The 18,911-nt window shown below is 70.8% G+C and carries 13 protein-coding genes; 8 read left to right on the forward strand and 5 right to left on the reverse strand.

Going from position 1 to position 18,911, the window contains the following annotated elements:
- Positions 1 to 115 precede the first annotated feature (115 nt).
- From DEJ47_RS36110 to DEJ47_RS36120, 3 genes are all read right to left on the reverse strand, one after another.
- The gene (locus DEJ47_RS36110) at positions 116 to 1,282 is read right to left on the reverse strand and encodes a hypothetical protein (RefSeq protein WP_150175324.1); all 1,167 of its coding nucleotides are present in this window, start codon (positions 1,280 to 1,282) and stop codon (positions 116 to 118) included.
- Between the two features lie 222 nt (positions 1,283 to 1,504).
- Positions 1,505 to 1,942: a VOC family protein gene (locus tag DEJ47_RS36115; RefSeq protein WP_150175325.1), complete on the reverse strand. Its 438-nt coding sequence runs from the start codon at positions 1,940 to 1,942 to the stop codon at positions 1,505 to 1,507.
- 374 nt (positions 1,943 to 2,316) lie between these two features.
- On the reverse strand, positions 2,317 to 3,516 hold the full coding sequence (locus DEJ47_RS36120) for a ScbA/BarX family gamma-butyrolactone biosynthesis protein (RefSeq protein WP_150175326.1): 1,200 nt from the start codon (positions 3,514 to 3,516) through the stop codon (positions 2,317 to 2,319).
- 610 nt (positions 3,517 to 4,126) lie between these two features.
- Between DEJ47_RS36120 and DEJ47_RS36125 the strand changes: the two genes are divergently transcribed.
- The 3 genes from DEJ47_RS36125 (at position 4,127) to DEJ47_RS36135 (ending at position 8,389) form a co-directional block, all read left to right on the forward strand.
- Positions 4,127 to 4,897, forward strand: coding sequence for an HAD family hydrolase (locus DEJ47_RS36125; protein ID WP_223828654.1), 771 nt, complete (start codon positions 4,127 to 4,129; stop codon positions 4,895 to 4,897).
- A 436-nt stretch (positions 4,898 to 5,333) separates the two neighbouring features.
- Complete coding sequence (locus tag DEJ47_RS36130; protein ID WP_150163984.1) at positions 5,334 to 5,996, forward strand: ScbR family autoregulator-binding transcription factor; 663 nt, start codon at positions 5,334 to 5,336, stop codon at positions 5,994 to 5,996.
- Positions 5,997 to 7,993: 1,997 nt separating this feature from the next.
- The gene (locus DEJ47_RS36135) at positions 7,994 to 8,389 is read left to right on the forward strand and encodes a hypothetical protein (RefSeq protein WP_223828655.1); all 396 of its coding nucleotides are present in this window, start codon (positions 7,994 to 7,996) and stop codon (positions 8,387 to 8,389) included.
- Here the strand turns inward: DEJ47_RS36135 and DEJ47_RS36140 are convergent.
- Positions 8,365 to 9,284, reverse strand: a protein-coding gene (locus DEJ47_RS36140) for an IS5 family transposase (protein WP_150175327.1) whose coding sequence is annotated in 2 segments (ribosomal slippage) — positions 8,365 to 9,062 and positions 9,062 to 9,284 — 921 coding nt in all. Because the reading frame shifts where the segments join, the coding sequence is not laid out codon by codon here. The two genes, DEJ47_RS36135 and DEJ47_RS36140, sit on opposite strands and share 25 nt — an antisense overlap.
- A gap of 52 nt (positions 9,285 to 9,336) precedes the next feature.
- Positions 9,337 to 9,957, reverse strand: coding sequence for a ScbR family autoregulator-binding transcription factor (locus tag DEJ47_RS36145; protein ID WP_150163983.1), 621 nt, complete (start codon positions 9,955 to 9,957; stop codon positions 9,337 to 9,339).
- Between the two features lie 1,245 nt (positions 9,958 to 11,202).
- Between DEJ47_RS36145 and DEJ47_RS36150 the strand changes: the two genes are divergently transcribed.
- The 5 genes from DEJ47_RS36150 (at position 11,203) to DEJ47_RS36170 (ending at position 18,894) form a co-directional block, all read left to right on the forward strand.
- Positions 11,203 to 11,415 (forward strand): acyl-CoA carboxylase epsilon subunit, encoded by a 213-nt coding sequence (locus tag DEJ47_RS36150; RefSeq protein WP_150163982.1) that lies wholly within the window; start codon positions 11,203 to 11,205, stop codon positions 11,413 to 11,415.
- An 883-nt stretch (positions 11,416 to 12,298) separates the two neighbouring features.
- The gene (locus tag DEJ47_RS36155) at positions 12,299 to 13,891 is read left to right on the forward strand and encodes an acyl-CoA carboxylase subunit beta (RefSeq protein ID WP_398339334.1); all 1,593 of its coding nucleotides are present in this window, start codon (positions 12,299 to 12,301) and stop codon (positions 13,889 to 13,891) included.
- Between the two features lie 963 nt (positions 13,892 to 14,854).
- Positions 14,855 to 15,586: a ScbR family autoregulator-binding transcription factor gene (locus tag DEJ47_RS36160; RefSeq protein WP_150163981.1), complete on the forward strand. Its 732-nt coding sequence runs from the start codon at positions 14,855 to 14,857 to the stop codon at positions 15,584 to 15,586.
- An 823-nt stretch (positions 15,587 to 16,409) separates the two neighbouring features.
- Complete coding sequence (locus DEJ47_RS36165; protein ID WP_150163980.1) at positions 16,410 to 17,372, forward strand: AfsR/SARP family transcriptional regulator; 963 nt, start codon at positions 16,410 to 16,412, stop codon at positions 17,370 to 17,372.
- Positions 17,373 to 18,072: 700 nt separating this feature from the next.
- A complete protein-coding gene (locus tag DEJ47_RS36170; protein WP_150163979.1) occupies positions 18,073 to 18,894 on the forward strand; it encodes an AfsR/SARP family transcriptional regulator in 822 nt (273 codons plus the stop codon).
- Positions 18,895 to 18,911 lie beyond the last annotated feature (17 nt).

Raw genomic sequence — 18,911 nt, forward strand, 5'->3', positions numbered from 1 at the left:
TGATCTTGCTCTCCGAGTTCGAACGAGTATATGGATCTCCAGGCCTCGGTGCGCACGGGATATACACCGGTCGCGGCCGACTCCTACTGCCTCTCTCTACTTCTATCTCTTCTATCTACTTCTTCGGTTCCCGGAAGCGGCCGAACGCCTTGGTGAGGGCGCTCAGCGGCGAGGCCGCGCCCCCGTCCGTCTTGCCCTGACCCGGCGCGGTCGTCGTGACGGGCGCCACGTCTCCACCCGTCACCTCGGCCAACGCGGCCTGCGCGGCCTCGGCCGCCTCCCGGTACAGGTCGCGCGAGGTCGTCATGGCGTCGAGGGCCTCGGCGTACTTGGTGACCATGTCCTGGGCATGGGCCAGCTCCTCGTCCGGGGTGAGAAGGTGCCAGCCCTGCCGCAGCCGCGTGAGGGCCTGCTCGGCCTCGGCGGACAGCGGGCGGGGGAGCGCGGCGAACTCCTTGACCCTGTCGAGGAGTTCGGTCGGCTCCGACCCGTCCAGGAAGACGGTGCGCACCGAGAACCGCTCCGCGTCGTACTCCGGGTGCGGCGGAGCCGTGGGAAGGACGACGGCGCCCCCGCGGGGCATGCGTACGCTCAATTCCCGCTTCATCGCGAAGTCGGCGATCTGCGCCTGCTCCGGCGTGCCCCGGTGCTCGACGACCTGGTGGCGCAGGCTCGGCGGCAGGAACGTCGAGACCGGCTGCTGGCCCTTCGCGTCCGGTGTCATCGCCTCGTGCACGACGACGTGGATGTACCAGCTCCGGCGAGTGCACTCCCGCAGCAGGTGGCGCAGCTCGTCATCGTCCTTGGGCAGGTGATTCGTGGTTCGAAGCCGCAGGTCGCACGGTACGTCGTGGTCCCACGGAACCTGATCGCTGTCGGGCCAGAACATGGTGGCGGGCGAGGGCCAGTGCGCGTCCCACACCTGCTCCGCCTCGGCGGCGAGGACCCAGGTGACACCCCCGTCACCGTCCTTGCGCCGGGTGTCGGAGTCGTACGTGGTCAGCTGGGCGCGCACCGTGACGTCATCGGTCACGTGCCAGCGGGCCTCGAAGATCCGGCGGGCCGAGGGTCCCGGGTCGGCGGACTCGTCCCGCGGATGCAGGACGGTGGAGCGGGCCGCCTCCGCGGGGTCGAGATCCAGGAAGGCGTCGAGCACCCCGGCCGCCTTGAGGGCGATCAGGTTGCGCCGGACATCCTGCTCGGGCTCGGGCCCGAGATGGCGCCCGCGCCCCAGCCACGCGGTGTCGGGGACGGTGGTCGAGGAGCTGCTGTTCTTGGCCATGGATTCGTTCTGTAGGTGATCGGAGCCCGACCAGTATGGTCCGTGATCCTGTCGAGGGAAGAGGGGCGGGGAGAGCTGTGTCACGGTTCAGGTGCTGCTGCTCGGTTTCTCCTGCCCGACAACGGCTGACCAATGCGGGGTGAGGGGGTGAGGGGGTGAGGGGACGAAGGGGGAGGGAGCTGCCCGTGGACTGCCCGGCACTCTTCCGGCCCGGTGGCCCCGTCACGGGGACGTATAGGATTCCTGTGCGACGGACGTGCGACTGCCGGAAGTCGTGGTCGTCGCCGAGGCGGCCCGATCGGACTCGCTGCGCAGGACGCAGAACTCGTTGCCCTCGGGATCCGCGAGCACGGCCCACCCCGACCCGTCCGGTTCCCGGCGGTCGGCGACCAACGTGGCACCGAGCCCCAGCAGCCGTTCGACCTCCGCCTCGCGAGATGTCTCCGGACGCAGGCACAGGTGGAGCCTGTTCTTGGAGGTCTTCGGTTCGGCCACCTCGTTGAAGTACAGGAACGGCCCCTCCGGCAGCATCACCTGGGTCTCCTTGGAGCCGGGCCGGTCCTCCGGGTGCAACGGGCGACCGGTCACCTCGCTCCAGAACCGGGCGAGTTCATAGGCGTTGGCGCAGTCGATCGCCACATTTTGCAGAACCGAAGTCATGGAGCGAGCCTGCCCCACCTTCGTGGCGCGCGGCAAGCAGGCACGATCACCGTCGCTCAGACGACGGACAACGCAGTTGAAGTGTGTGAACGAGAAAGCGAGAGCGGGCCGACCGGGAGGTCGGCCCGCTCTCTTCTTTACCGAGTCGGCAAGTGAGGTCGGCAAGCGCCGCCGGGAAGCGCCGCCGGGCGATGTTGGATTGTTCTGCAATTGAACCGATGCTTGGCCGATGATCCGCCTCGACGTCGCGGGCGAGGGCACGGGAATTGCACCAGTGAACTGATCAATTCCCGGCACCCGAGTTACGGATCATCTTGAACGGCTGAACCGTGGATGAACGTAACTGCAGATGAATGGAGAGCATCGGCGCATGGTCAGAGATGGGTGTGGATGAGAGTGGTGGTGTGGGTGGGGGAATTGGTCTGGTGAGTGGTGACGGTGTGTGTGGTCGTGTTGTGGGTGTGCGTGGGGGGCGTGACCGTGACGGTGGTGGGGGTGGTGAGTTCGACGTAGCGGTGGAAGACCGTGTGCGTGTGGGTGAGCTGCGTCGTCGGGGGGTGCGGATACGTGGCTTGCCGAGCGGCCTCTATGAGGACCATGCCGGGGAGGTGGTCACCGTCGTGGTCGAAGAGGACGGGGTGCTCCGGGTGGGGGTTGAGCCGGTAGGTCAGGGGCTGGTGGGTGGGGGTGAGCACCAGGTCCCGGGAGTGAACGCGGCCGTAGAGGGAGGGGTCCTGATCGGTGGGGGTGTGGACGAGCGCCTTGAGGGTGTGCGTGGTGGGGTCAGTGGTGTTGTCGGGATTACTGGCCGTGCGCATGCGGTGGTAGGCAGCCGGTGAAATGCAGGTGAAGTGGCCGTGACCGGTGGAGAGGGTCTGGCCTTCAGGGTTGGTGATGGTGAGCGTGATGGTGAACTGGGGACTGCGGCCGGGCCGGGAGAGGGTGGTGTGGAGGGTGAGGTTCGTGGGGGTGCTGCCAATGGTGAGGTGCTCGGGGTGAGTGGTGACGGTCATGTCTTGCATGACGAAGTGGTGGCCGAGGGGTATGCCGTGCTCGGCGTGGGCGAGATAGATGCCGGTCTGACGGAGCGTCTCGCAGGCCTGGAGGTGGTCGTGGCGGCCGTCCAGGGTGGTGAAAAACGTGTGGGCGCGGGGCCATTGACCGGTGAGGATGTAGGTCTCGGGACCGCTCTTCTCGCATCCGGTGAGGAAGACCTCGGCGAGGGCGGCGCGGTGCACGTACTCGGCGGGGACGGTGGTGGTGAGGCGGGGCGGAACGGGGGCCGTTGTGGCGGCACCGTTCCGACGAGTGGCGCCGGTCGGAGCGGCGGGGCGATCCGTGACACCTGCGGGGTTGCCGGCGGTGCCGTTCACGGAGCCAGTCGCGGTGCCGGTCACGCTGTCGGTGCTCGTCGTGTTGGCGCCGGTCGTGTTGCCATTCGTGGAGTTCTGCGCGATGTCGGGGGTGGCGGCGCCGGCCGTAACCCCGACGGTGGTGACGTCTGGAGTTGCCGTGCCGCTGCTGGTGGTGTGGGTGACCTGGGCGTCTTTCGACAGTACGAGACTGCTGCTCATGAACCTCTCCCCCGGAGGCGAAATGAAAGTGACGCCATAACATACATACCCACCGGTTTCCTTTTCAAGGGTTGATGGTGATTACACGCGGCAGGACGGAGCGTTATTCGGATTCTGATATTCCGCTGCTGCGGTTTCGGGGCGGGGGTAAGGTTTCGGGATTTCGTGACGCTGGGTAGTTGCGTTCCTGGTGGGAGGGGGTGAGGGTCGGGGACGGGGATAGTCCGGGGTGGGCGGGGGCGGAGGCGGGGGCCCGGATTTCAGGGCGCAGGGAAGTGAAGAGGAATTCCGTAGTCCGTTTATTGCGATGGAAAACAGGGCGTCCGGTTCCCTTGTTATGCTTTCGCGCCGTCGACGGGGCGGGGTCGGGCAGACGACGACTCGTCGGCTGTTGGGGTGGTCGGCTGGCCAGAGACGTGGCGTGGTTGGTTCAAGTCGGCGGTTTGCCTGACTTCCGCTGCGCTGTGCGGAGTTGCGTTGTGCACTGCACTGCACCGACTGCTGTGCTGTGTTTGCGGTTTGGGACCGGGGACGGCTGGGCCGGTCGGCGGCTTGTACAGGTTTGATTCGTGTCGAGTTCGTTGTTGATGGTGAGGGTGGGGTTGTTGTGATGACGGGTCGTGAGGGTTCGCTCGGCGCGGGCGCGGGCGCAGTTGCAGGTACGGGTTCGGCTGAGGGGCAGAAGCTGAGCCATGTGCGGTTGATCGCGGTAAACATTGACGGGGTACTGCTGAACGACAGTTTCGGCCCGGTGATCCGGCGCCTGGTGGAGTCGCGGGGCGGCGTGTACGGGCCGGAGTTGGAGCAAGCGCTGCTGTCGCAGTCGCAGATGGTGGCGGCGCGGGCCGCCGCGGAGGTACTCGGGGGCAGCGCGGAGGCTTTGCTCGCGGCGTACTTCGAGGAGCGGGAGCGATACGTGGCGGAGCACCCGGTGCGGGTGCTGCCCGGGGCGCGGGAGTTGCTGGAACGGCTGCGCGGACTGGGCGCGTCCACGGTGTGTTACGGAGGGCTGGAGCGGAAGCACTTCGACCGCTACCTGGGGGACCTGGAGCTTGCGGGACTGTTCGACGAGCCGGGCTACGTGTGCACGAACGACTTCCGGCCGGGTATCCGAGAAATCACCGAGGACGTATTCGGACTGCGGCTGGACCAGGTCATGTTCATCGACGACGTGGCGCGGGTCGCGGAGGCGGCGAGGGATCTGGGAGTGGCGTTCATCGGGCATCCCAGTGACTACGAGAGCGGGTTCCAGCGGCCACTGATGGAGCGGGCAGGGGCACGGCATGTGGTGCGCTCGCTGGGGGAGATCGATGAGGAGCTGCTGCTGCGGGTGGATGCGGAGGCGGCGGCTGGGCGGAGTTGGCCTGGGCGGGGTGTGTAGCGGTGCCGTAGCGGTGTCATAGCGGCGCCCGGTCTGTCGTCGGGGAGCTGGGGGGCGGGCTGGCTGGCTGGCGGCGTCGGCGGAGGAAGGGGCTGGCGGCTGGGCCTGCGGTACCGATGGCCGTTGGGCCGACTGGCAGTGGCTGGTGTGGCTGGTCGGTGAGGTGAGGTGAGTTGGGGTTCTGGGGGTCGTCTTTTGCGGAGGCGGCCCCCTTTGTGTTGCTTGCGTCGATTGCCCAGCGTCGCGTGGGCTGTTGCTGCAGTATCGGGCGGTCGTATCTGGTGAGGCTGCCGGGTTGTTGGGTGTGGCGTGGGTGGGTTGGGGGGTGGTGGGGGGTGGTGTGGGTAGGGTTCGGGGGTGGCGGTTTCTTTTGTGGGGGCTGCTTTGGTGTGGTTGGTGTTGTTGTTGGTGTGGGTGTGTGGAGGGGTGGTGTGGGGTGGCGCGGCAGGAGCGTGCTGTTCGGACGCGGCGGGCGGTGTTGGAGGCTGCGGCGGTGGTGTTTGCGGAGTGTGGGTATTCGGCGGCGACGGTGTCGGATATTTTGCAGGTGGCGGGGGTGACGAAGGGGGCTTTGTATTTTCATTTTGATTCGAAGGAGGCGTTGGCGCGGGGGGTGTTGCAGGCGCAGGTGGCGTTTGCGGGGCCGGTGCAGGAGTTGAAGGTGCAGGAGTGGGTGGATGCGGGGTTGTTGTTGGCGTATCGGTTGCCGCGGGATCCGGTGGTGAGGGCGGGGGCGGTGTTGTCGTCGGATCCGCAGGGTCGTGAGCATTATGGGAGTGCGTGGCCGGCGTGGATTGAGTTGTCGGCGCAGACGTTGGCGGAGGCGAAGGAGCGGGGGGAGGTGTTGTCGCATGTGGTGCCGCGGCAGACGGCGGAGTTGATTGTGTCTGCGTTTCATGGGGTGCAGTTGTTTTCGCAGTTGGAGTGTGGTTTGGCGGATGTGGAGCGGCGGATTTCGGTTTTGTATGAGCATGTGATTCCGGCGATTACGGTGCCGGCGGTGTTGGCGCGGTTGGATGTGGCGGCGGATCGGGGGGCGCGGTTGTATGCGGAGGCGGTGTCGGTGCCGCAGTCGGGGTTGGTGTCGTCGTCGGGGTGAGGGGTGGGGGGTGCGGGCGGGGTTGGTGGCCGGGGGGCGGGGTTTGTTGTGTGGGGGTTGTTTTTTGGGTTGTGTGGGTTGTTTTGCTGTGGTTAGTCGCGGTGTGCGGTGTGCGGTGTGCGGTGTGCGGTGTGTGGGTGAGGGTCGGGGTGGGGGGTGGGGGTGACTGTGTTGTTTTTGTGGGTTGATGTTTTTGTGGGTTGAGGTGGGGTGTCTGCGTTTCGTGTGTTGATGTTGGTTGTTTTTGTTTCTGGTTTTGTGTGCTGGTGCGCCTCGTCCTTGCCCTTGTCCTTGTCCTTGTCCTTGTCGTCGTCGGGGGTGGGGGTGGGGTCGAGGGTTTTTTTTATGGGGGGGTTTGTGTCTGGGGTTTGTGTGTGTGGTGGTTGTTGTCTTGTTGGTGTGGGGTGTCTGGTCTTTTTTGCTTTGGCTGTGTGTGAGGGGGCGTCGTGATGCATGTGGCGGTGAAATTCATGGTGTGCGTTGCAGGTGTTGGAGCTGTTGGGCAGGTCGTCGCTGTGGTCCGGTTCGTGGGGTAGCGCTGGGCGCCGAGTGTGCCGGGCAGGGGTTTTCCGGTATGGGTGCATGGGGTGAGGGCGGCCGGTACGCCGGCGCACAGGTCTGAGGCCTTGTGTTCGGGCCTGTTGGGTGGTGGCTGTGCGGGGCGGTCGTCGTTTCGTCCTGGCCCTGGGTTTGCTCGGTGCTTGGGTTGTCTTGCCTTGTCCGGGCTTTGGGGTTGTTCGGCGTCTCGGTGCTGGTTTCGCGTCTGGCTTCCGGGGCTGTTCCGTTCCTGTGGGCTCTCTCCGGGTGGTTGAGCTGCTGTCTGGTCCCTGGGGTGTCCGGTTTGGTGTGGGTGGGCGGGTTGTTGCGTCCCGGTTCGGTTCCTGGGGCGTTGTCCTGCCTTTGTTCGGCCCTTGGTCCGGTTCTGTTTCTGTCCGGCCTGGCGGGTTGTTCCGTCCCTGGCCGCTCCTCTGGGTTGTCTTGCCTTGTCCGGGTTTCGGGGTTGTTCTGTGTCTCGTTGCTATCCGGTCTTCGGGGTTGTTGTCGCGGCCCGTTTTTTGGGTTGTTGTGTGTTTCGTCCTGTGTTTGGCCGTTGGGGCTGTGCTGTCGTGCCGGGTTTCCGTCCGGGGCGTCCCGCTTCTGGCTGGTTTCGGGGTGTTGGGTTTCTGTTGTGGTTGTGGGTGGGTTCGCGTCTGGCGGCCTTGGGGTTGGTTGTTCCTTTTTGTCGGCTCTTTGTGGGTGGTCTCGTTTGTGTCTGGTTCCAGCCCGCTTACGCCGGACCAAATGCAACCCCAGCCAAGACACAGGGCACCGGGACAGGCACAGACACAGGCGCAGGAACAGACATAGGGCACAGGGGCAGACACAGGCACAGGCGCAGACACGGGGCGCAGGGGCAGGGGCGGGTATAGGCGCGGGAAGGGGGGTGAAGCGGTCCGCCATGGCAGGGCTGGGTGCCGGTGGGAGCGGTTCAGGGGGCGGGCAGGTCGGTGCCGGGTGCGGGTGGTGGGGGCGCCGGGTTGGGTGTGGGCGGGATGATCGGGGGGCTGGCATGGGCGGTGCTGTGCGGGGTTCGGACGCGAGGCCATCTGTGACTGTGGTGGGAGTGGGGCAGCCCGGTAGCGGGCAGAGGTGAGGGCTTGGGGGCCTGGCGGGGCGGGGTTGCTCACGATCGGGGCAGGGGCGGGTTGGAGGCCGGCCAGCGCGGGATGCGGAACAACCCGAGGGCCGGGCGGGGCCGGGGCGGGGCGGGGCGGGGCAACCCGGGGTGTCGGGCGGGGGCGGGTTCGTTGGCGGGGTGGGGCAGAGGTGGGGTTGGGCGGGGGCGGGGCGGTGTCTTGGGGGCTGGGTTGGGGGTGGTAGTCCGCCGGATTGTGCAGGGCGGGGCGGTCTGGGGGTGTGGGGTGGGTTGGGGTGGGGTGGGGGGTTGGGGGCTGTCCGATGGGTCGTATGAGCTGATCAGGGGCGTGCCCTGCTGTTCGCTGAACGAAGGGGGCCGCATGGTACGCGATACAGCTGAAGCAAAGGCAGAGATGTACGGGATCACGTTTCCTGCCTGGCACGGAAAGCATTACGTGACGCTGGCTGAGCTGCTGGTTCGGCTCGGCAGTTACGGCCTGGACCTGACCTGGCGCATCGAATTCGATGAGATCGTCGACCCTCGCTGTGTCGAGGTGAAGAGGCGGTCCGCCGACACCGGCATGGACACGTTGACTCTGTTGTCGCTGACGACCCCCTTCCTCCAGTTGATCGATGCCGAAGCACGGGGATTCGCCGGGGACAAGCTGGTGCTCGTCCTGACCGAGTTCGATAGTTCCTCCTGGGACGTCAGGGCAGACGACGAGCGTGTACTCAGCGAACTTCGCCACCACTACCCGGGTGCCAAGGACCTCTGAGCCGGGGCCCTGCTCTCCGGACGCAGCCATAGGCGGATCGCCGCCGCGGTGACCGTCCCGTGGAAGACGTACGCCCGCTTGTCGAAGCGCGTGGTGACAGTGCGGGAGTTCTTGAGCCGGTTGGTGGTCCGCTCAACTTCGTTCCGGCGGCGGTGGATCGCCTGGTCGAACCCTGTGGGCCGGCCGCCTTGGCTGCCGCGGCGTCGGCGGTTGGCCCGCTGATCTCTCGGCTCGGGGATCGTGTGCTTGATCTGACGTCTGCGCAGGTGACGACGGATGCCTCGTGATGAGTACGCCTTATCTCTCCCGACATGGCCAGGCCGAGTATGTGGTCGTCCACCAGCCTGCCTGGGCACGCGGATCTCCTCCAGGACGGGAATCATCTGCGGTGCATTCCCCCACTGGCCGGGCGTGACGACAAACCCGAGCGGGCGACACCCGCCTTCCCCGGCAAGGTGGATCTTGCTTGTGAGTCCGCCTCGCGAGCGCCCCAGGGCCTCATCGGAACGATGACGTGCCGGGCTCCTGCGCCGACCCGGGATCTTCGGGGCCCGCTTGGGGGCACCAGCCGCGTGCTGATGAGCGCGACAGGTCGTGGAATCGACGCTGACCGTGCTCCAGTCGATCCGGCCCTCGGCATCGGTGTCGGCCTGGACGGCCCGCAGGATCCTCTCCACGTGCCGTCCGCCGACCACCTGCGATGACGATCGTGGACCGTCTTCCAGCTACCGAAGCAAGGAGGCAGGTCGCGCCAGGGAAGACCGGTCCGCTGCCGGAACGGAATCGCGTTGATCACCCGACGGTGACACTGCCAGCGTTCACCCCGCCCGTGATTCGTCGGCAAGTGCGGCTCCAGCCGAGCCCACTCCTCATCCGAAAGATCTCCCCGCCCCATGCCCCACGGAACGAGTTCCTAGAAGGAGTGTCACACGACCATCGGACAGCTGCTAGTGGGTGGGGGTGCGGTTGGGTTGGAGGGTGGGGAGGGTGGGTGGGCTGGCTACGGTGGGGAGGAGGAGTTGCCAGAAGCTGGTGAGGGAGGAGGGGGAGAGCCAGCTGCGGTTGGCGCGGCTGAGGACTTCCAGGCCGGTGGTGGTGGCGACGATGGTGGCGGCGAGGCTGTCGGGGCTGATGCCGGGGGCCAGGGCGTGTTCGTCGGCGGCGCGGGTGGTGAGCTGGTGGACGCAGGTGTGCCATTCCTGGCGCAGGTCCAGGGGGGTGCGTGGGCCGGTGTCGCAGTTGAGGCGGAAGCCGGCGCGGACCACGATGTCGTGGTGGAGCAGGTGGACCATGCGGTGGGAGAGGTCCATCAGGGCCTGGACTGCGCTGGTGGGGTCGGGGGGTGGGGTGTGGGCGGTGGTGCGCAGGGTGTGGGCGGCGGCTTGTTCCACGGCGTCGGCGAGGGCTGCTTTGTTCTCGAAGTGGAAGTGCAGTGCGCCGCGGCTGACGCGGGCGCCGGAGCTGATCTCGTCCAGGCTGGCCTGTGTGTAGCCGGACCGCTCGAACAGCTGGGCGGCGGAGAGGATGAGGGCGTTGCGGGTACGGGTGGCCCGTTCCTGCTTGCTCACTGGTGACTCCCGTCACGATTCGTGTCCAGACCGCGTATAAAACCAACTTGCCGGTTTGATATCCAGAGGCGGGCCGTGCTCCGCTGCGGGGACGGTCCGGTGTGACGCATTCCGTTTGCCTCCCCGCCGGCCTCCGTGCCGTGGCCACCTCGGCGGGTGTGCGGGGGGCGGGGCGGGGGCGGTGGGGGCCGCTTTGGCCGGAAGGCGGGGGTTCCGTTCCGGCTCTCCGGCGGGTGGGGCGGGGAGGCGGTGGCGGGGAACATGCCCGTGACATTAGCCCCGTTAAAAACCGTACGAGCGGTTTTTAATGAAACGGTGTGTCACCTCTGCCCCGGTCAGGCCGCCCCCGGGTGCGGTCCCGGGTGCGTTTTCGGGGGCGGTCCGTACTGCCTGGAGGGCCCGGCCTGTGCGGGGGAGGTGCGGGGGCCTGGTCCGGACGGTGTGCATGGCCCGGGTGGCGCGGCCCGGACGGTCCGGGTGGCGCGGCCTGTTGGGTGCGGCAGGGATGGGGTGGGGGGGCGGAGTGGTGTGGAGCCGGGGTGTGGGCCGGGGGTGAGGGGTTCGGGAGGCGGGGAGGCGGCCGGTTGAGGGGAGGCGGCGGGGTGTGGAGGGGGTGGGGTGATGGGGGAGGGGGTGGGTGGGCTGTGCGGGCTGGGGTGGCGGGCCTTGCGTGCGGATACGGGTGCGGGACGGGTCCTGAGTGCCGGGGGCGCGGTGTCGTGGTGGCCGTGGGGTGGGGCTGGGCGGGGGTGGGGGTGTGGGGCGGTGTTGGGAGAGGGGGGTCGGGCGGGCTGTGCCGGTGGTGTGCCGGGGGTGTGTCTCAGGAGCCTTCTGCCGCTGGGGGCCTGACGTTGTGTCGTGTCCCGGATGGGGTGTGTGTCCGGGCAGGGGTGTGTGTCCGGGCTGCTCCTGGCTGGTGGCGCCGTGGCGCTGTGGTGGGGCTGGGTGGGTGGGGGCGAGGCGGGGTGGTGGTTGTCTGCTCGTGCGGGGCCGCCCGCGGGTCGCTGCGGGGGATTCGCGGGTGTGCGGGTTGGTCGTGTTGCGGGTGCCCCTGTGTGGCGGGTCCCGGGGCTGTCTTGCGGTAGGTGTTCCGGGGCGGGGCCAGAGGCGTGAGGGGGGGCTGGGGTTGGGGTCTGGGGTTGGGGTGGGTGGTGTCGGGGGCTGTTGTGCGGGCAGCTCCAGGCAGACCCGAGCCTGTTTTGAGCCCGGCGGTCGACCGTTGGCGCTTAAAGGGGAGGTGGGGTCGTGGACGCTGCCGAACGTAGGACTGCCCTGCTCAGGATCGAGCGGGGGCAGGCCAGCGACGAAGAGCTCGCCGCTGTTGCCGTGACACTGTTCTCGCTGGCCGCCGGCCGGCCGCCGGGCGGGGACCGGATACCGCACGTACCGCGCCGGGTCGCGGCCTGGCGTCCGCCGGAGCCCGCCCGGGCCTACCGGGCACCGCACAGCTGGCGCTGACACACACGCACACGTCGCCACCCGGTCCGGACGCCCGGCGCCCTGCCCCTTGCCGGGGGGTGCCCGAACCCGGACCGGCGCGTGACCGGAGACCGGCAACGGGAGCTGGACCGGGACCGGCGTTGTGTCCGGGCCCGGACCGGGGAAGTGGCCTCGGGGCCAGACACCACCGGGGCCCGGCACCACAGCTGGATCCGGCACCGCAGCAGGGCCGGGCACCAGAGCCGCGCCGGGAAACAGACCCGGAAACAGAGCGCGGCCCGGGCAGCAGGGTTGGGCCCGGGAAGAGAGCGGTCCACAGCCGGGCCCGGGAAGGGAGCGGCCCGGCAAGAGTGCCGGGCCCGGCACCGGAGTCGGGTCCGGCAGCAGAGCGGGCCCGGGAACAGCGGGGCCGGGCAGCAGGGTTGGGCCCGGCAGTCAGAGCTGGGTCCGGCAGTAGGGCGGGGCCGGTCAAGAGAGCCGGGCCCGGGGACAGGGCCGGGCCCGGCATGGAGTCGGGTCCGGCAGCAGAGCGGGCCCGGGAACGGGCCATCCGCCCCCCCGGGGAATGGGGGCTGGGTCCGGGGGCCGGGGGAAACCGGCTCCCGGGCCGGGCCGCCCGCCCCCGGCTCGGCAGGGGCGGGCCCCGGTCCCTGCTACCAGGGGCCCAGGCCCCAGGCCTCGGGTCCCAGGCCTCGGGTCCCGGTGTGCCGGGGCCGGGGATCCGGCATCCGGGTGTCCCGGGGGCTTGGTCCTTGCGGGGTGCGGGGTGCGGGGTGATGGGACATGTCCTGGATGTGAGATCCGCTGCAGTGGGTCTGGTCCGTGGCTGCGGTCCGGTCCGGCCGGGTGCCGGGCCCGCCGCGGGCGGGGCCGGGCCGATTCGAGGAGAAAGGGGACCGTCGTGGTGACGGTGACGGAGCCCTCCGCACGGGATGCGGCATCGGCCGAGGCGCGCGGCCGCACGGCCGAGCTGGCCGCGATCCGCGCGCAGGCGCTGGAGGGGCCGGGCGAGAAGGCGACCGCGGCTCAGCACGCCCGGGGCAAGCTGACCGCCCGGGAACGCATCGGGCTGCTCCTGGACGAGGATTCCTTCCAGGAGGTGGAGCAGCTGCGCCGGCACCGGGCCACCGGGTTCGGCCTGGAGGCGAAAAGGCCCTACACGGACGGTGTCGTCACCGGCTGGGGCACGGTGGAGGGCCGCACGGTCTTCGTCTACGCGCACGACTTCCGCATCTTCGGCGGCGCGCTGGGCGAGGCGCACGCCACGAAGATCCACAAGATCATGGACATGGCCATCGCGGCCGGTGCCCCGCTGGTCTCCCTCAACGACGGCGCGGGCGCCCGTATCCAGGAGGGCGTGGCGGCGCTGGCCGGTTACGGCGGCATCTTCCAGCGCAACGCCAAAGCCTCCGGTGTCATCCCGCAGATCAGCGTGATGCTCGGCCCGTGCGCGGGCGGCGCGGCCTACAGTCCGGCGCTGACCGACTTCGTGTTCATGGTCCGCGACACCTCGCAGATGTTCATCACCGGCCCCGACGTGGTGCGCGCGGTGACCGGTGAGGAGATCACCCAGAACGGCCTGGGCGGCGCCGACGTGCACGCCCAGACCTCGGGGGTGTGCCACTTCGCCTACGACGACGAGGAGACCTGCCTGGCCGAGGTCCGCTACCTCCTGTCGCTGCTGCCCTCCAACAACCGCCAGGGCCCGCCCGCCCTCGCCTGCACCGACCCCGCCGAGCGGCCCACCCCCCAGCTGCTGGAGGTGGTGCCCGCCGACGGCAGCCGCCCCTACGACATGCACCGGGTGCTGGCCGAACTCCTCGACGACGGCGAGTACCTGGAGGTCCACGAACGCTGGGCCCGCAACATCATCTGCGCCCTGGCCCGCCTGGACGGCCAGGTCGTCGGCGTCGTCGCCAGCCAGCCCCAGACCCTGGCCGGCGTGCTGGACATCGAGGCCTCGGAGAAGGCCGCCCGCTTCGTGCAGATGTGCGACGCCTTCAACATCCCCCTGCTCACCCTGCTGGACGTGCCCGGCTTCCTGCCCGGCGTCGACCAGGAGCACGGCGGCATCATCCGCCACGGCGCCAAGCTCCTGTACGCGTACTGCAACGCCACCGTGCCGCGCATCTCCCTGGTGCTGCGCAAGGCCTACGGCGGCGCCTACATCGTCATGGACAGCCAGTCCATCGGCGCCGACCTCACCTACGCCTGGCCCACCAACGAGATCGCGGTGATGGGCGCCGACGGCGCCGCCAACGTCATCTTCCGCCGGCAGATCGCCGCCGCCCCCGACCCCGAGGCGATGCGCGCCCGCCTGGCCAAGGAGTACAAAACCGAGCTGATGCACCCCTACTACGCCGCCGAACGCGGCCTGGTCGACGACGTCATCGACCCCGCCGAAACCCGCGCGGTCCTCATCCGCGCCCTGGCCATGCTGCGCACCAAACACGCCGACCTGCCCTCCCGCAAACACGGCAACCCCCCGCAATAACCCCCGCCCCGCCCGGGGCCGCCCGCCCGGCCCGGGGCCGTCCGCTCGGGCCCGCGCGGTGCGCGCGGTGCGCGCGGTGCGGCGCCGTGGCTCTCCCGGCCCTGCCAGGGGTACGCGGGGCAGGGCGCCGCCGCCCCCGGCCCCGCGCCCGCGGGGCCCCGCCCCCGCCCCCGGCCCCCGCCCGGCGTCCGGCCGCCCGGAACCACCCGGCCCGCCCCGCGGCCCGGGAACCGGGGACCGGGAACTGGGGGCCGGGGTGAAGTCCCGTATGTCAGCCGCGCGTCCGCCGCAGTCGAGGGGCCGCGCTCCCCCCCCACCCCCCTCAGGCCCTCGCCTCCGGCAGGGCAGGACTCCAAGGAACGGATTGCAGGGGACTCCGGGCCGCCTCGCGGGGCCCGGGGGCGGACGGGTCGGGACCTGAGGGTCTGGGGGAGGGGAGGGGGAGCTGCGGGCTGCCCCGGCCACCGCAACGCCGGCCGCCAACCAGCAACTGCCGGCCGCCCACCACTGGCGGCCACCAGCCGCCGGGCCGGCAGCCCGTACCGGGTGGCCGTAACGTCGGCTGCCTGACCGGCAGTCGGCAACCACAACGCCGGCCGCCCGCCGCCGTAACGTCAACTGTCCACCAGCCGCCGACCGGCAACCGTCAGCGGGCAGCCGCCACGCAGCAACTGCCAGCAGGCAACTGCCCACCCCCAGCCACCCGCCACCAACCGCTGTCCGGCAGCCGCCAGTCAGCAGCAGCCAACCGCCAACCGGCCACCGCCCACCCCGAATCGGCAGTCGCCGACGGGCAGCTGCCAACCGGTAGTCGTCAGTCCGCAGTCGGCTGCGGCGGGCAGCCGTCTGGGCTGGGGCGGGAGTCGGCTTACGGTGGGCGGCGGCCGCCCCGCCTCCGCCATGGGGGGCGCGGGCCGGCCTGCCGGAGGTGCCCGTGTCCGTGCCCAGTCCAGGAGAGCCACGATGGTGCAGCAGGAACGTGCCGCGCGCACGCGGGAGTCACTGATGCGGGCGGCCGCCGAGGTGTTTGCCGAGGAAGGCTTCGTACCGGCCACGCTGGGCACCATCAGCCGGCGGGCCGGGGTCAGCACCGGCGCCCTGCACTTCCACTTCGAGAACAAACAGGCCCTGGCCCGCGCCGTGGAGGCGGCCTCGCTGGCCACCTTGCACCGCATCACCCGCCAGGCCGAGGAACACCACAGCAGCCCGCTGCCGCGTCTGGCCGCGGCCGGGAACGCCCTGCTGCACGCCCTGGAACAGGACATCGTGGTACGCGCCGGGTTCCAGCTGGTGGGCCCCGCCCCCTGGCGCACCGACCCGCTGGACCTGCGCGGCGCCTGGCAGCGCTGGGTCGAGACGCTGCTGCACACCGCCCGCCGCCAGGGCGCCCTGGCCGGCGGCGTCAGCCCGGCCGCCGCGGCGGCAGCCGTCGTCGCGGCCACCGTCGGTTTCGCCGCGCTGGGCCGCACCGACCCCCGGTGGCTCTCCCCGCGCACCCTGGCCCAGTACTGGGACCTCCTGCTGCCCCGCCTCACCCCCCACCCCGCCACGCCCCCTGCCCCCGCCACGCCCCCTGCCCCCGCCGCTCCCACTGCCCCCGCCGCCCCGGGCGCCCCGGGCGTCCGGGAGGGCCGAAGCGGCCCCGGCGGCCGGGGCGCCGCCCCGCACGGCCCCCGCCGCCCCCGGCGCCCGTAACCCCCGGAGGCTCCCCGCCCCCCCCGGGGCGCTCCCTGGCGTGACGGCGGCCCGCACCGGCACATCCCGTGCGGGCCCGCCCCCCGGGGCGACCGGAAGTCACGGCGTCCACGGCGTCCCGGAGGGGGCCGGGGAATCCCGGGCGTCCGGGCCCCGAGGGTGCTCTCCCGGGCACGGCACTCCGGAAGCCACTCCGCGCCCCGCCTCCCTCACTCGCCCCGCCCGCCCCCGCCCGCCCCCGCCCGGCCCTGCCCGGCCCTGCCCGGTGGAGCCCGCGTGGACGCCGGACCGTCCCCGGGCGGGGCACCGGAGGTGCCCTTCCGGGCCCCGGAACCCCCTCCCAGACCCTCCGGAAACCACCCCCTCAGACCCCGCAATTGCCCCTTCCTAACCCCGGAACCGCCCCCGCAGGGCACCAGGCCCGCCCCCACGGCCCCCGGGCGGCCCCGGCCCCCTGCCCGGGTCCCGTCAAGTCCCCGTGAAACCACGGGACTTCAGCCGCTGTTAGACCCAACGTAAAACAGCGGGCACCCGCTGTTTTGCCGTCCCGGCCAGGCCCAGGGGGTCATTCCGCCCGTGCCGGATCGGCCACCCGCGGCCGGAACCCGCCGGTCCATACCCGCGTGACCTGCCCCTTCCTCAAGATCCACTCAAGAAATGGCAGGCAGATCACCTGAAGTGGACTCCAGCGCAACTAGAAACCAACTACGCGGTTTTGTATTGACAGGGCTCCGCGAATCTATTTGAATCTGGGTGCGGTAAGGGGATCGGCTCCGCGAGCGGCTTCGACGCGAGCGGCAACAACCACCTTCAGGGGGACGCTGTGGACATCGAGGTACTCGGCGCACTGGCGGTGCGGGAAAATGGCCTGTCCGTCACGCCCACGGCCCCCAAGCCCCGGCAGGTGCTGGCGCTGCTGGCGCTGCACGCCGACCGGATGGTGCCGGTGTCCGCCCTGACCGAGGAGCTGTGGGGCGCCGCCCCGCCGCGCAGCGCCCGCACCACCTTGCAGACCTACGTCCTGCAGCTGCGCGAGCTGATCGCCGCCGCGCTGGAGCGCGACAGCGCCCCGGACACCGCGCCGGGCACCCCCGCCGCGCCGGGCGCCCCGGGCGGGGGGCGCAGTGCCAAGGACGTGCTGGTGACGATGCCCGGCGGGTACCTGCTGTGCAGCGGCGGCGGCACCAGCGACGTGCGGACCTTCGAGCGGCTGGCGGGCGCCGGCTACCGGGCCATGGACGCCGGGGACTGCGCCGGCGCGGCCCGCCAGCTGCGTGAGGCGCTGGCCCTGTGGTCGGGCACCGCCTTCGCCGACGTGCAGGCCGGCCCGCAGCTGCAGATGGAGATCAAGCGCCTGGACGAGAGCCGGCTGTGCGCGCTGGACCGGCGCATCGAGGCCGACCTGCGCCTGGGCCGCCACCGCGAGCTGCTGGCCGAACTGACCGTGCTGGTCAACGGCTACCGCACCCACGAGAGCCTGCACGCCCAGTACATGCTGGCCCTGCACCGCTCCGGCCGGCGCGGCGAGGCGCTGGACGCCTACCAGCGGCTGCGCACCACCCTGGTGCACGAGCTGGGCCTGGAGCCCTCGGCCCGGCTGCGGCGCCTGCAGCGCTCCATCCTGACCGCCGGCCACGACCTGGCCGCCCCCGCCCCCGTCCCGGCCCCCGCCGCGGCGGGGGCCGGCGCTGCCGCCGCCCCCGGGGCCCCGGCCCCGGCCCCGGGGGCGGGTGCGGCGGCTCCGGCGCCCCCGGCCGTGAAGGTACGGCTGGTGCCCACCGGCTGACCCCCCCCGCGGGGCCGGCGCCCGGCCGGCAGCGGGCGGCCCCCGCCCGTCCGCCCCGCCCCTTCGGGCCGGCCCCCTGCCGCCTGCCCTTCCCCTTCTTCCCCACGCACTCGCCCGCCGCGAGATCTGCGGCGGGCGAGCCGCGTGGAGAGCGCGTGCGCCGCCCCCACCGGCCACGCCGTGCACCACCGCGTACCACCGCCGGCTGGCGCGCCCCACCGCGCAGCGGGCCCGTGCACCCGTGCACCGCACGGCATGCACGGCAGCTGGAACCGTTCACGGACGTGTAAAGGACTTCGAGGAGCGAGGGGGAGGGCGGGCGGGTGGTGCGCGACAACGTTTCCTTGCCGGCCGCACGGACTTCACCCCGGGCCAGGCGCACCTGGCCCGCGCCGCCTACCGTGCAACCCGCAGGCACCGCACGGCGCCTGACGCCGCCTCACCCGGCCCGGCCCCGGCACGCGGACCGCACCCCGCGCCGGCCGGCCCCCCAGCCCCAGCCCGAGCCCCAGCCCCTGCCCCAGTCCCTGTTCCGGTTCGGGTTCTGGTTCCGGCTCCTGTCCCGGTTCCGGTTCCTGGTGCACCACCGGGGCCCGGTGGCCCGTACGGCGAAAGGAGGACGCCCCGCACCCGACACGAGAGCGCCCGCGGCGACGGAATGCAGTCAAGACACACACTCGACGAAGTACGGAGAACACCCATGAAGATTCAGGTTCTGGGTCCGTTGAGCGCCGAGGTCAACGGGGGATCGATTGTTCCGACGGCACGCAAGCCGCGGCAGATCTTGTCCCTCTTTGCCCTCTATCCCGGACAGGTCATGCCTGTTCCCACGCTCATGGAGGAACTCTGGGGCACCGAACCGCCCCAGAGCGCGCTGACCACCCTGCAGACCTACATCCTCCAGCTGCGCCGGCACCTGGGCACCGCACTGGGGCCCGGCACCCCCGGCACCGCCAAGGAGGTCCTGGCCACCCGGCACGGCGGCTATCTGATGCAGATACCCCCCGAGGGGGTGGACGTGCACGAGTACGACCGCCTGGCCACCGAGGGCCGTACCGCCTTCGAGAACGGCGACGACGCCACCGCCGCCGACCGCTTCCGCCAGGCCCTGGCGCTGTGGCGCGGGCCCGCGCTGGTGGACGTGCGGGTGGGCCCCATCCTGGAGATCGAGGTCATGCGGCTGGAGGAGTCCCGCCTGGGCACCGTGGAGCGGCGCATCGACGCCGACCTGCGCCTTGGCCGGCACTCCGAGCTCATCGCCGAGCTCACCGAACTGACCGCGCGCTACCCCCAGCACGAGGGGCTGCACTCGCAGGCCATGGTGGCGCTGTACCGCTCGGGGCGGCAGGCCTCGGCCCTGGAGATCTACCGCAAGCTGCGCATCCGCATGATCGAAGGACTGGGGGTGGAGCCCTCCCCGCAGGTGCAGCGGCTGCACCAGGCGATGCTGGCCGTCGACCCCCAGCTGGACGTCACGGCCGGACCGCGGCGCACCTCCACGTTCGACCTCTACGCGGCCTGAACCACCCGGCACCGGGC

Origin of the sequence: Streptomyces venezuelae (assembly GCF_008642355.1) — a bacterium.
GTDB classification, from domain to species: Bacteria; Actinomycetota; Actinomycetes; order Streptomycetales; family Streptomycetaceae; genus Streptomyces; species Streptomyces venezuelae_B.